General features: G+C 56.5%; 12 protein-coding genes. 4 read left to right on the top strand and 8 right to left on the bottom strand.

Annotated elements, in window-relative coordinates; all coding sequences use genetic code 11:
* Nucleotides 1-99 precede the first annotated feature (99 nt).
* Nucleotides 100-591, top strand: coding sequence for a YajQ family cyclic di-GMP-binding protein (locus ACMGF9_RS18690; RefSeq protein ID WP_004940373.1), 492 nt, complete (start codon nucleotides 100-102; stop codon nucleotides 589-591).
* 34 nt (nucleotides 592-625) lie between these two features.
* Here the strand turns inward: ACMGF9_RS18690 and ACMGF9_RS18685 are convergent, their stop codons facing one another.
* The 8 genes from ACMGF9_RS18685 to ACMGF9_RS18650 form a co-directional block, all read right to left on the bottom strand.
* On the bottom strand, nucleotides 626-1,990 hold the full coding sequence (locus ACMGF9_RS18685; RefSeq protein ID WP_076740506.1) for an MFS transporter: 1,365 nt from the start codon (nucleotides 1,988-1,990) through the stop codon (nucleotides 626-628).
* 198 nt (nucleotides 1,991-2,188) lie between these two features.
* Nucleotides 2,189-3,079, bottom strand: a complete 891-nt coding sequence (gene cyoE, locus ACMGF9_RS18680; RefSeq protein WP_015376842.1) for a heme o synthase — start codon at nucleotides 3,077-3,079, stop codon at nucleotides 2,189-2,191.
* A gap of 17 nt (nucleotides 3,080-3,096) precedes the next feature.
* Complete coding sequence (locus ACMGF9_RS18675; protein ID WP_004940369.1) at nucleotides 3,097-3,435, bottom strand: cytochrome o ubiquinol oxidase subunit IV; 339 nt, start codon at nucleotides 3,433-3,435, stop codon at nucleotides 3,097-3,099.
* Nucleotides 3,435-4,049, bottom strand: a complete 615-nt coding sequence (locus tag ACMGF9_RS18670; RefSeq protein ID WP_004940367.1) for a cytochrome o ubiquinol oxidase subunit III — start codon at nucleotides 4,047-4,049, stop codon at nucleotides 3,435-3,437. The genes ACMGF9_RS18675 and ACMGF9_RS18670 overlap by 1 nt, the downstream gene beginning before the upstream one ends.
* Nucleotides 4,039-6,030, bottom strand: coding sequence for a cytochrome o ubiquinol oxidase subunit I (gene cyoB / locus ACMGF9_RS18665; protein ID WP_004940366.1), 1,992 nt, complete (start codon nucleotides 6,028-6,030; stop codon nucleotides 4,039-4,041). Before cyoB ends, ACMGF9_RS18670 begins: the two co-directional genes overlap by 11 nt.
* Nucleotides 6,031-6,033: 3 nt before the next feature.
* The gene (gene cyoA / locus ACMGF9_RS18660) at nucleotides 6,034-6,984 is read right to left on the bottom strand and encodes a cytochrome o ubiquinol oxidase subunit II (protein ID WP_004940365.1); all 951 of its coding nucleotides are present in this window, start codon (nucleotides 6,982-6,984) and stop codon (nucleotides 6,034-6,036) included.
* A 439-nt stretch (nucleotides 6,985-7,423) separates the two neighbouring features.
* A complete protein-coding gene (gene ampG / locus ACMGF9_RS18655) occupies nucleotides 7,424-8,902 on the bottom strand; it encodes a muropeptide MFS transporter AmpG (protein ID WP_015376843.1) in 1,479 nt (492 codons plus the stop codon).
* Nucleotides 8,903-8,953: 51 nt separating this feature from the next.
* A complete protein-coding gene (locus ACMGF9_RS18650; RefSeq protein ID WP_076740504.1) occupies nucleotides 8,954-9,532 on the bottom strand; it encodes a lipoprotein in 579 nt (192 codons plus the stop codon).
* Between the two features lie 314 nt (nucleotides 9,533-9,846).
* Here ACMGF9_RS18650 and bolA point away from each other — a divergent pair, with 314 nt between their 5' ends.
* The 3 genes from bolA (at nucleotide 9,847) to clpP (ending at nucleotide 12,895) form a co-directional block, all read left to right on the top strand.
* The gene (bolA, locus tag ACMGF9_RS18645) at nucleotides 9,847-10,161 is read left to right on the top strand and encodes a transcriptional regulator BolA (RefSeq protein WP_004940361.1); all 315 of its coding nucleotides are present in this window, start codon (nucleotides 9,847-9,849) and stop codon (nucleotides 10,159-10,161) included.
* A gap of 367 nt (nucleotides 10,162-10,528) precedes the next feature.
* The gene (gene tig / locus ACMGF9_RS18640; protein WP_031300019.1) at nucleotides 10,529-11,833 is read left to right on the top strand and encodes a trigger factor; all 1,305 of its coding nucleotides are present in this window, start codon (nucleotides 10,529-10,531) and stop codon (nucleotides 11,831-11,833) included.
* Nucleotides 11,834-12,271: 438 nt separating this feature from the next.
* On the top strand, nucleotides 12,272-12,895 hold the full coding sequence (gene clpP / locus ACMGF9_RS18635; RefSeq protein WP_015376845.1) for an ATP-dependent Clp endopeptidase proteolytic subunit ClpP: 624 nt from the start codon (nucleotides 12,272-12,274) through the stop codon (nucleotides 12,893-12,895).
* The last annotated feature ends 134 nt before the right edge of the window (nucleotides 12,896-13,029 follow it).

Below are 13,029 nucleotides of genomic sequence, written 5' to 3'. Positions count from 1 at the left end.
GCGTGCGTTCAGCAGATTTTGTCTGAGGCGGCAAAGCGGTTATCATGCTCGGCATCAAAATCGCCTAAGCTATTAGGCACTCATTCAGGAGGAAGAAGTATGCCATCTTTCGACATCGTTTCCGAAATTGATATGCAGGAAGTGCGTAACGCCGTTGAGAACGCCACCCGCGATCTCGGCACCCGCTGGGATTTTCGCAACGTGCCGGCCAGCTTTGAGCTAAACGAGAAGAATCAAAGCATCAAGGTTGCCACCGAGTCTGATTTCCAGGTGCAGCAGCTGCTCGACATTCTGCGCGAAAAGCTGAGCAAGCGCAGCATCGACGGCGCCGCGCTGGAGATCCCGGAAGAGTTTACCCACAGCGGTAAAACCTACAGCGTGGAAGCCAAGCTGAAGCAGGGGATTGAAACCTCTGTAGCGAAGAAAATCGTCAAGCTGATCAAAGACAGCAAGCTGAAGGTGCAGGCGCAGATCCAGGGCGAAGAAGTGCGGGTGACCGGCAAGTCACGCGACGATTTGCAGAGCGTGATGGCGCTGGTGCGCGGCGGCGATCTGGGGCAGCCGTTCCAGTTCAAGAACTTCCGCGATTAATCTCGACGGGGCCGGCATTGCCGGCCCCGTTTCTTTACAGCGAATTGACCAGCGCTTCCAACTGACCGCGATTGGTCTGCTTGGTGTCCACCTTGACGTAGGCGCTGCGCTCCTCCGGCACCACGATCGCCTCGGCCACGCCGGGCTGCGCCCTCAGACGGCTTTCCAGCGCCGAATCCTTCACCGCCAGTTCAGACAGCGTAATGCGCAGGCTGCTGACATACGGCGGCTCTTTCATGGTGCTGCTGACCAGGAACCAAACGGCGGCCAATACCGCGCCGGCGATAAACACCAGGCCTGCCCCCTGCAAACCGTACAGCCAGCCGCCGAGGCTGCCGCCGATCGCTACGCCGATAAACTGGCTGGTGGAGTAGACTCCCATCGCGGTGCCCTTATAGCCGGCCGGTGATTCTTTGCTGATCAGCGAAGGCAGAATGGCTTCCATCACGTTGAAGGCCATGAAGAACAGCTGCACGCCGGCGATGATGCCCCACAGGTGCGCGCCGGAGAGCCACAGCAGCACTTCGGCGCAAAACAGCACCGCCACGCAGCCCATAAACACCTGCTTCATGCGGCGATATTTTTCGGCATAGATGATGAAAGGCACCACGGCGGCGAACGACACCAGCATGGTCACCAGGTAGACGATCCAGTGTTCGCTGGCCGCCAGCCCGGCTTTCTCCATCGCCAGCGGCAGCGCCACGAAGCTCGACATCAGCAGGATATGCAGACACATGATGCCGAAGTTGAGCTTCAGCAGGCGCGAGTTGCTCAGCACTTTGCGGAAACTGCCGCGCACGATGCTGGACTCGCGGTTCAGCAGATGGGTATCGGCGGAAGGCACTACCGCCAGGGTGATGACGATGCCGGCCAGCGCCAGCACGGCGATCATCCAGAACAGCGCATGCAGGCCGAAGGCGTGGGTAATTATAGGGCCCAACACCATGGCGATGGCGAAGGTGATACCGAAGCTGACGCCGATGAACGCCATCGCTTTGGTGCGGTTCTGCTCGCGGGTCAGATCGGAGAGCAGCGCCATTACCGCGGCGGCGATCGCGCCGGAGCCTTGCAACGCGCGGCCGAGGATCACGCCCCAGATAGAGTCGGTCGCGGCGGCGATCACGCTGCCGAGGGCAAAGATCAGCAGGCCGCCGACGATCAGCGGCTTACGGCCGATGCGATCGGACACCAGGCCGAACGGGATCTGAAACACCGCCTGCGCCAGGCCGTAGATGCCGATGGCGATGCCGATCAGCGCTTCGCTGGCGCCGTTGAGCGCCATGCCGTAGGTGGTCAGCACCGGCAATACCATAAACATGCCGAGCATGCGCAGGGAAAAGACGGTGCCCAATCCCCAGGTGGCGCGACGCTCCTGCGGGGTCATTGAATTATCGTTCACATCAAACCTCGGTAAAAACCATGCCATCAGACGTTGAGACAGCGCCTGATGGCATGATTTCTGTAAAGCTGCGTCATTTTAGTGTGCGGGGCAGGGGGGGTAAATCGAATGTTGTTTAACAGATATTACAGTTTGGCCGCTTTTCGGCGTGACAAATAAAATGGGCCGCAAAAGCGGCCCATTCACAGATGATTTGGCTTACCAAACGTAGGTCACCAGCGCTTCAGGCGCCGCCGTGGCGCTGAAGTCGATCGACATCATCACGCTCAGCGAGGTGATGGCGACGATGGAGAACACGAACAGTTTGCGCGCCCAGACGCTGTCGTTTTCGGTTTTATAACCGCGCAGCGCCATGCCCAGCCACCATACGCTCACCGCCGCAGCGACGATCAGGTATTTGTAGCCGGCGTAGCCCACCAGGGTCAGCATCAGCGTGGCGATCATAAATGCCAGGATGTAGACCGTGATGTGGTTCTTGGCGACGGAAATGCCTTTCACCACCGGCAGCACCGGAATGTTGGCCGCCTGGTAATCTTTAAAGCGGAAGATAGCGATCGCATAAGAATGCGGCATCTGCCACAGGCTAAAGATAGCCAGCAGGATCAACGCGCCGGCGTCGAACTCGTTGGTCACCGCGCAGTAGCCGATAACCGGCGGCGCGGCGCCCGACAAGCTGCCGATCAGCGTGCCGTAGACCGAATGGCGTTTCATGTACAGGCTGTAAACGCCGACATAAACCACGAAGCCCATCACCGCCAGCCACATGGCCAGCGGGTTGGCCGCGATATACAGCAACGCGAAGCCCGCAATACCCAACACGGTCGCATAAACCAGGGTGACACTCGGCGCGATCAGGCCTTTTACCAGCACCCGATTCTTCGTTCTCTCCATTTTCTTGTCGATGTCGCGGTCGATGTAGTTGTTAAACACACAGCCCGACGCGACCACCAACGAGACACCCACCAGGGTGGCGAGAAACAGGGGATAGTCGATGCTCCCTTTGGAAGCGAGCAGGAATCCCCCAACGACAGAAATTAAATTGCCGAAAATAATTCCTGGTTTAGTGACTTGCAGGTATTGCTTAATCATCACGTGCAGCTCAGCTCTTAATCGACCATCATATTGATGTTGAGGTTGTACATAATCCAGAGTGAACCTACAACAACGATACCGATGATCATAGCGGTGAACAGCAATGCCACCAGGTTCCAGCGCTCTTCCGATGAGGTGTTCATGTGCAGGAAGTAAACCAGGTGAACAATCACCTGGATAACCGCCATACCGACAACAACCGCCAGGATGGTGGAATGAGAGGCAGTGCCGTTCATTACCATCGCAAATGGAATTACCGTCAGGATGATCGACAGGATAAAGCCGATCAGGTATGACTTCACGCTGCCGTGGCTTGCGCCGCCGTGAGAGGTTTCATGGGATGAATGGCTCATTACATAACCCCCAGCAGGTAGACAACGGTAAATACGCAGATCCAGACCACGTCCAGGAAGTGCCAGAACAGGCTCAGGCACATCAGGCGGGTTTTGTTGGTCGCGGTCAGGCCGAACTTGCTCACCTGAATCATCAGCACGATGATCCAAATCAGGCCGGAAGTCACGTGCAGACCGTGGGTGCCGACCAGCGCGAAGAAGCTGGACAGGAACGCGCTGCGATCTGGCCCGAAGCCTTCGGCGATCAGGTGATGGAATTCATAGATTTCCATCGCCACGAAGCCCAGACCAAACAGGAAGGTCAGGAACAACCAGGTGTTTACACCGCCAACTTTACCCTTGTTCATGGCGATCATCGCCATGCCGTAGGTGATGGAGCTGAACAACAGCAGGAAAGTTTCGACCAGAACAAACTTCAGGTCGAAGATGTCTTTGCCTGAGGGACCGCCAGCGGTCCCGTTCACCAGGACTGCATAAGTCGCGAACAAGCTCGCAAACAAAATACAGTCGCTCATCAGGTAGATCCAGAATCCGAAGACTTTGGTCTCTCCCGCGTCGTGGTGCCCATGCTCTGCATGGGCTGCGTTATGATTGGTCAGAGTTTCAGTTGACATGGTTCACGCCTGCTTTACGGATTTGTTCGTAGTGTTGGTTCTCAATGCGCTCGATTTCATCAACCTGCACATAGTAGTCAACATCGTGATCGAAGCTCTTGCCGATCCAGACAACGATCATACCGATGAAGCCGGCCAGAGCCATCCACCAGATTTCCCAAATCATTGCGAAACCGAATACCAGGCTGAAGAAGGCGATGATAACGCCGGCGCCGGTGTTCTTAGGCATATGAATCGGTTCGTATTTAGCCGGTTTCTTATAGGCTTCACCTTTTTCTTTCATGTCCCAGAATTCGTCACGGTCATGAATCTGCGGCACTACGGCAAAGTTATAGAACGGCGGTGGAGACGAAGTTGACCACTCCAGAGTACGAGCACCCCATGGGTCACCGGTCAGATCGCGGTTCTGTTCGCGGTCACGGATACTGACGAAGATCTGGGTCAGCTGGCACAGGATGCCGCAGGCGATCAGCGCCGCACCGCCGGCTGCAACCAGCAGCAGAGGGTGGAACTCAGGGTTGATGTTCTGGCTGATACGACGGGTCATGCCCATAAAGCCCAATGCGTACAGCGGCATGAAGGCGGTGAAGAAGCCGATGATCCAGAACCAGAACGCGCGGATGCCCCATTTTTCGTTCAGCGTGAAGCCAAAGGATTTCGGGAACCAGTAGGTCAGGCCCGCGAAGCAACCGAACACCACGCCGCCGATGATGACGTTGTGGAAGTGCGCGATCAGGAACAGGCTGTTGTGCAGCACGAAGTTCGCGCCCGGCACCGCCAGCAGAACGCCGGTCATACCACCCACGGAGAAGGTGATGATGAAGCCAACGGTCCACAGCATTGCGGAGTTGAGCTTGATGCGGCCCTGATACATGGTGAACAGCCAGTTGAAGATTTTCACCCCGGTCGGGATGGAAATGATCATGGTGGCGATACCGAAGAAGGCGTTAACGTTCGCGCCGGACCCCATGGTGAAGAAGTGGTGCAGCCAGACGATGAACGACAGAACGGTGATCGCGATGGTTGCCCATACCAGTGAGGTATAGCCGAACAGGCGTTTTCTGGAGAAGGTCGCGGTGACTTCGGAAAACACGCCGAACACCGGCAGAACCAGGATATACACCTCTGGGTGACCCCAGGCCCAAATCAGGTTGATGTACATCATCATGTTGCCGCCCATATCATTGGTGAAGAAATGGGTGCCCAGATAGCGATCCAGGGTCAGCAGCGCGATGGTGACGGTCAGAATTGGGAAAGAAACGATGATCAGGACGTTGGTACACAGCGCCGCCCAGGTGAACACCGGCATCTTCATCATAGGCATGCCAGGGGCACGCATCTTCAGAATGGTGGCGAAGAAGTTCACGCCGGTCAGCAGGGTACCCAGACCGGAAATCTGCAGACTCCAGATCCAGTAATCGACCCCGACGCCAGGACTGTACTCTTTACCCGACAGCGGCGGATACGCCAGCCAACCGGTCTGAGCGAACTCACCGACCCCCAGGGAGATGTTGATCAGCACCACGCCCACCACGAAGAACCAGAAGCTCAGGGAGTTCAGGAACGGGAAGGCGACGTCGCGCGCACCGATTTGCAGCGGCACCACGACGTTCATCAGGCCAACCACGAAAGGCATCGCCATGAAGAAGATCATGATGACGCCGTGCGCGGTGAAGATCTGGTCGTAGTGGTGCGGCGGCAGGAACCCGGCTTCGCCGGCGGACGCCAACGCCTGCTGGCTACGCATCATGATGGCGTCGGCAAAGCCGCGCAGCAGCATGACCATCGCCACGATGATGTACATGATACCAATTTTTTTATGGTCGACCGAAGTCAGCCATTCGCTCCACAGCCACTTCCATTTACCGAAATACGTCAGCAGCGCCAGCACTGCCAGGCCCCCGACAATAATTGCGGCTACGGTGACCATGATGATCGGTTCGTGGTACGGAACCGCATCAAGTGTTAATTTTCCCAACATCAGTTATTCCTCGGCTCCGGCGTGAGCAGCATGTTCACCCATGTCCATACCTTGGCTCATGTCCATGCCTTCGTGCGCGCCAGCGCCCTTGTGCATATCCATGTCGCCCATGAATTTGGCAATTGTTTCTTTGAACAAATTCGGTTTGACAGCGGCAAAGTACTCAACCGGGTTGTTTTCACTCGGCTCTGCCAGTTTGTTAAAGTCGTCGGTGGTGTTCAGGTTTTTAGACGATGCCTTCACCTTGGCCACCCACTGATCGAAGTCGCCTTCGGTCGGGGTAACGATCGCGGTGAATTTCATACCGGAGAAGCCTGCGCCGCTGTAGCTGCTGGAGATGCCTTTGTAGGCACCGGCTTCGTTGCCGATCAGGTGCAGTTTGGTCTGCATGCCGGCCATCGCATAAATCTGTCCACCCAACTGCGGGATAAAGAACGAGTTCATTACCGAGTTAGAGGTGATCTTGAATTCGACTGGAACATCTTTCGGGAAAGCCAGCTCATTAACGGTCGCAATGCCTTGTTCCGGGTAGATGAACAGCCATTTCCAGTCGAGCGACACCACTTCGATCGTCATCGGCTTCTTGTCGGTGACAATCGGCTTGAACGGATCGAGTTCGTGGGTGGTCTTCCAGGTAATGGTGCCAAGGATGGCGATGATAATGATAGGAATGGTCCAGACGACCGCTTCGATCTTGTTGGAGTGGGCCCAGTTCGGACTGTACTTGGCGTCTTTGTTGGAAGCGCGATACTTCCAGGCAAAGGCGAACGCCATGAAGATAACTGGCACCACTACGATCAACATCAATGCGATTGCAGTGATAATCAGTGTCCGTTGCTCAACACCAATTGCTCCTTTGGGATTCATCAAAACCATATCGCAGCCACTGAGCAATACAGTGCCTGCGATTAATGACAGCATCCCAATACTTTTATTGTATTTCTTAAGTCTCATCTAACGACCTCAATAACAAAGGCTCAATTGTCGTTTCATGTGTGCGGGCATTTTACGGGAAGGTTGCAGTACTGTAAACATGCTTAAGGGAGTGTCAGCGGCTTGTTGACACTTTCTGTTAAGGGGGTCACAGATGTAACCCTGCGTGACAATTTACCAATGACAACAACGCGTTGGCACGCTGAATCGTGACGAGCAGCCCGTATGTTAAGGAAAACTAAAGGTATGATGAATTTGGCGAAGAAATGCGCGGCGGGGAAATACGCAGAAAAGGTTTATTTAATGTAAAATAATTGTGTCTTAAAGGTGAATTTAATTTTATTTCCGAGTGCGGCAGTCGGATAAAAAAATAATTTCCGCGCCGATTATCTTTTTTTACCGAAATAAATATATCCCCGGATCGCTTTTTTTCGGCCGGTGAAATCACCGGCCGGTCAGATTATGCCAAACGGGTGCGGCGCAGGGCGAGGTAATCCAACGTACTGCCCATGGCGACGCCGAGCAGGCTCAACGCGGCGCCGACCTGCAGCAGCCGATCGGCCAACTGCGGGGCCTGAGTCCAATCCAGCGCATTGGTGATAAGCAACAGCAACCACAGGCCCAACAGCGAACAGCCTAGCGTCAGTAAGCGCAGCGCCCAACGGTAAGATTCTGAAAACTCAGTGCGCGGCATAAAATTGCCATGCTGCTGGGTGTGCTCCAGCGTCTGACGACAGATACCGAGCAGCAGCAAGCCGGGCAGGGCAGCGGCGATAGAGAACAGGTAGAACAACGGCCAACCGTGGGCTTCAACGAACCAGCCGGCGATCGGGCCGACATAGACGCGCCCTACGGCGGACAGCGCCGACAGCAGCGCGAACTGGGTGGCGGAGAACGACCGGTTGCACAGCGTCATTAGCAGCGCCACGAAGGCCGCGGTGCCCATGCCGCCACACAGATTTTCGAGGAAGATGGCGCTGCCCATGGTGAGCAGGCTCTTGTCGGTCACCGCCAGGATCCAATACCCGAGATTGGAGACCGCCTGCAGGACGCCGAACAGCATCAGCGCGCGGAACAGGCTGAGACGTTGCATCAGCACGCCGCCGAACAGGGCGCCGACGATGGTCGCGAACAGGCCGAGGGTTTTGTTCACCAGCCCGACTTCACCGGCGTCGAACCCCACGCCGCGGATCAGGAAGGTGGTACTCAGGCTGCCGGCGAAGGCGTCGCCCATTTTGTACATCACGATTAGCAGCAGGATCAGCCAGGCGTTGTTGCGGCCGAAGAAATCGCGCAGCGGCGCGACGACCGCCTGTTCCATGGTGCGCGGCGCCGGGATGCTTTCATCCGGCTCCGGCGCCAACAGCGTGGCGGCCACGCCGATCAGCATCAATCCGGCCATCAGCCAGTAGGTGGCTTGCCAGCCGAAATAGCGATCCGCCAGCCACAGCGCCAGGCCGCCGGAAACCAGCATCGCCAGCCGATAACCCAGCACCGAGATCGCCGCGCCCGTGCCGCGTTCTTCGGCTTTCAGCAGATCGGTTTTATAGGCGTCGAACACGATATCTTGCGAGGCGGAGCAGAACGCCACCAGCACCGCCAACGCCGCCAGCCACCACAGGTGCTGCGCGGGTTGCATAAAGCCCATCGCCACAATCGCCGCCACCAGCAACAGCTGGCTGATCAGCAGCCAACCGCGCCGCCGCCCGAGAAACGGCGGGGTATAGCGGTCCATGAACGGCGACCAGAGGAATTTGAAGACGTAGGCCTGGCCTACCAGCGAGAAGATGCCGATGGTTTTCAGATCGATATTTTCGACGGTCATCCAGGCTTGCAGCGTGCCGGAGGTCAATGCCAGCGGCAGACCCGACGCGAAGCCCAGCAGCAGCAGAATGGCGGAGTTACGCTGGGTGAAGATGTTCAGATAGTGTTTCGACATGAGTTCCCTGTCTGCGCCGCCCGATCCGCCGGGCGGCGCCAGGCGCGCCGATTAGCGCGCGTTTTGCTTGATGAAATCGTTGACGCTGGTGTCCTGAGCCATGTCGGCGATCACGTCGCCCAGCACGGAGTTGACGGCGTCGGTGATCTTCTCGTTGGTCGCCGTGAAGGCGCCCTGCACGTTATAGGTCGAGCGGTAATTCTTCACCTGCTTGTTGCCGTTCTTCGCCTGGGCGATGATCGAAATGTCGGCTTTGGTGGTGATGTTGTAGCGCAGGTTACCTTCGGCGACGTCCGCGTACAGGTTATTGACGACGATTTGCAGCGCCACCGGGCCGTCGGCACCGATCATGTAGCCGCGTGCGCCCATCTGTTTCTCCAGCACTTCCTGCAGCAGGAAACGCAGATCGCGCGATGGCGTTAGCGTGACCAACTGGCCGTCGCGGTTCACCTTGGCCAGCGCCTGGTCGGCGCGCTGATCCGCGCCGTTGATGCTGACAGTGATGCCCTGCAGGGTAGGATCCTGCTGCGGCAGAACGATTTTCGGCGTGACGTTCAGGGTGTTGCTGCTGGTCGCGCAGCCGGCCAGCAGCAGGGCGGCCAGCAAAGGAAGACAAAGTTTCTTTAACATGTTTTCTGTCTCATTCTCGATGGATTTAGTAATAATCAGAGCGGGATAGCCGACAACAAATTGCCGACATCATAGCATCGCCGCCGTGCGGTGGAAGCGCGGAAGGCGCCTGAGTGACAAATTTTTACCTGCCGTTGATAAAAACACGCTTTTTTGGCCCGCTCAATCGGATAATCCCCCAAGCGGCGGGGATGGCGCTCATCATTTGACCGCAGAAAAGAGAAATTTGTCCCGGCGATGGTCTAAACGGGGGAAAACCGGCTAATATTGAACTAGATGGGCACGGTCCTCTGCCGGTGTTGTAAGGAGATCCTATGATTCGCGAGCAAATAGAAGCAAAGTTAAGGGCGGCGTTTGAGCCCGCGTATCTGGAAGTCGTTGATGAAAGCTATCGTCATAACGTTCCGGCGGGTTCAGAAAGCCATTTCAAAGTGGTATTGGTCAGCGATCGCTTCGTCGGCGAACGTTTTTTGACGCGCCACCGCTCCATCTACGGCGTATTGTCGGAGGAGCTGGCGGACGGCGTACACGCGCTGGCGCTGCACACCTATACGCTCAAAGAGTGGGAAGGTCTGCAGGATACCGTGCCGGCCTCGCCGCCGTGCCGCGGCGCCGGCACGCTGGCCTGAGGGGGAAATTTTCAGGTATCAGTGGAACTTTGCCCTTGAATTAGGGTATTACTACTGACGAATTTTGAAACGGCCTGCGGGCCGTTTCTGTTTTTGACGACGACACGGCCGACGCGCAATGTGGCCAACGTTCGGTCTGTTTTGGCGGCCTTTGGGCGATCGAATCGGCAAAAGTGTGAGTTTTAGCGCGCCTGCGCCGCCTAGCTTTCCTCGACTCGCCACGCATGCGCCGCTATAATGTCGCGTCTTATTTTTCCGGAATGGTTTCGGGACGCTTCTGTCATCAGGGAACTCGGTTCTTATCTGTAGCCGTCCTGGTTCTTGGAACGGAGTTGACCGAGCACTGTGATTTTTTTGAGGTAACAAGATGCAAGTTTCAGTAGAAACCACTCAAGGCCTTGGGCGCCGTCTCTCTATTACTGTACCGGCTGATACTATCAAGCAGGCGGTGAAGAAAGAGCTGATCAACGCAGCGAAAAGCGTGCGTATCGACGGCTTCCGCAAAGGCAAAGTGCCGATGAACATCGTGGAACAGCGTTACGGCGCCTCTGTTCGTCAGGACGTGCTGGGCGAAGCGATGCAGCGCAGCTTCGTTGACGCGATCATCAAAGAAAAGATTAATCCGGCCGGCGCACCAAACTACGTGCCGGGCGAGTACAAAGAAGGTGAAGACTTCACTTTCGCCGTTGAATTCGAAGTGTATCCAGAAGTTGAGCTGAAAGGCCTGGAAAACATCGAAGTCGAAAAACCCGTAGTTGAAGTGAACGACGAAGACGTCGACGCGATGCTGGATACCCTGCGCAAGCAGCAGGCCACCTGGAAAGAAACCGATCGCGCGGCGGAAGCTGAAGATCGCGTGACCGTTGACTTCACCGGTTCTATCGACGGTGAAGAGTTCGAAGGCGGCAAAGCGTCCGACTTCGTGCTGGCAATGGGCCAGGGCCGCATGATCCCAGGCTTCGAAGAAGGCCTGGTCGGTCACAAAGCGGGCGAAGAGTTCTCCATCGACGTGAACTTCCCGGAAGACTACCATGCGGAAAACCTGAAGGGCAAAGCGGCCAAATTCGCTATCGTGCTGAAGAAAGTTGAAGAGCGCGAGCTGCCGGAACTGACCGAAGAGTTCATCAAGCGTTTCGGCGTGGCGGACGGTTCCGTTGCCGGCCTGCGCACCGAGGTTCGCAAGAACATGGAGCGCGAGCTGAAAGGCGCCGTGCGTAACCGCATCAAGTCTCAGGCGATCGAAGGCCTGGTGAGCGCGAACGAAATCGACGTGCCTGCTGCCCTGATCGACGGCGAAATCGACGTGCTGCGTCGTCAGGCTGCACAGCGTTTCGGCGGCAACGAGAAGCAAGCGCTGGAACTGCCACGTGAACTGTTCGAAGAGCAAGCGAAACGCCGCGTAGTGGTTGGCCTGCTGCTGGGCGAAGTGATCAGCACCAACGATCTGAAAGCTGACGAAGACCGCGTGAAGACGCTGATCGAAGAAATGGCTTCTGCCTACGAAGATCCGAGCGAAGTCATTGAGTTCTACAGCAAAAACAAAGAGCTGATGAACAACATGCGCAACGTGGCTCTGGAAGAGCAAGCGGTTGAAGCCCTGCTGGCGAAAGCGAAAGTGACTGAAAAAGCCACTACCTTCAGCGAGCTGATGAACCAGACTCAACAGGCGTAATGCCGGCGTGCCGGGCGCGATGAACGGCGCCCCCGGTTTCGCCTGGCGAACCGGCGCACGATGAAAAAGCCCGCAACCTCAGGTTGCGGGCTTTTCTTTTTGCCACGTTGCTGATTAATCTCAGGTTAAGCGGGGCAATATGCACTATATTTACCCTGTTGCCTGGGGAACTGGCTGGCATGATAACGGTCAGAATAACGGCATCGTTTTCGGCGCGCGGAGAAAATCGGCCTCTGGGCTTGAAATCGCGCCGGGCTCCCCCAATCTGTAAAGAATAATTCTGGGGCTGTTTGCCAAAGTGCGCGGGATGAAATAACCGTCGGGTACGTGTGGCGCGGGTCGAATGCTTGAGCATAGTCATCATGGCCGTTCTCAAGTAGAATCGGCGTATTAGGGTGACACCCTGGCCGCCAAGGCAATTTCTATTAGGAGACGGTAATGTCATACAGTGGCGAACGAGATCAATTTGCACCGAACATGGCGCTGGTGCCGATGGTGGTAGAGCAGACTTCACGCGGGGAGCGTTCTTACGACATTTATTCCCGCCTGCTGAAAGAGCGCATCATTTTCCTGACCGGCCAGGTGGAAGATCACATGGCCAACCTGATCGTGGCGCAAATGTTGTTCCTCGAAGCGGAAAGCCCGGAAAAAGACATTTACCTCTACATCAACTCGCCGGGTGGGGTAATTACCGCGGGCATGTCAATTTACGACACCATGAAGTTCATCAAGCCGGACGTCAGCACCATCTGTATGGGCCAGGCGTGCTCGATGGGCTCCTTCCTGCTGACCGCGGGCGCCAAAGGCAAACGTTTCTGCCTGCCGAACTCGCGCGTGATGATTCACCAGCCGCTGGGCGGCTACCAGGGCCAGGCGACGGACATCGAAATCCACGCGCGTGAAATCCTCAAGGTGAAAGCGCGCATGAACGAACTGATGGCCGAGCATACCGGCCAGCCGCTGGAGCAGATCGAGCGCGATACCGAGCGCGATCGCTTTATGACCGCGGACGAAGCCGTGGAATACGGCCTGGTTGACGGCATTCTGACACACCGCAGCTAGAACCACGCGGCGCCGATGGACTATAGTAATCAGAGTGGGCAGGGGCTCGCTCTGTTGTAGCCCCTCGGCGTTCCCGATATGAGTTTGGGCGCACTGCCGCCGTGATTTTCCTGCGGGACAAGACTAAAGAAGAG

Source organism: Serratia sp. BNK-23 (assembly GCF_047456145.1).
Classification (GTDB): Bacteria; Pseudomonadota; Gammaproteobacteria; order Enterobacterales; family Enterobacteriaceae; genus Serratia; species Serratia nematodiphila.
The sequence above is the reverse complement of the archived record's forward strand: the minus strand, read 5'-3'. Positions and strand labels throughout refer to the sequence as shown.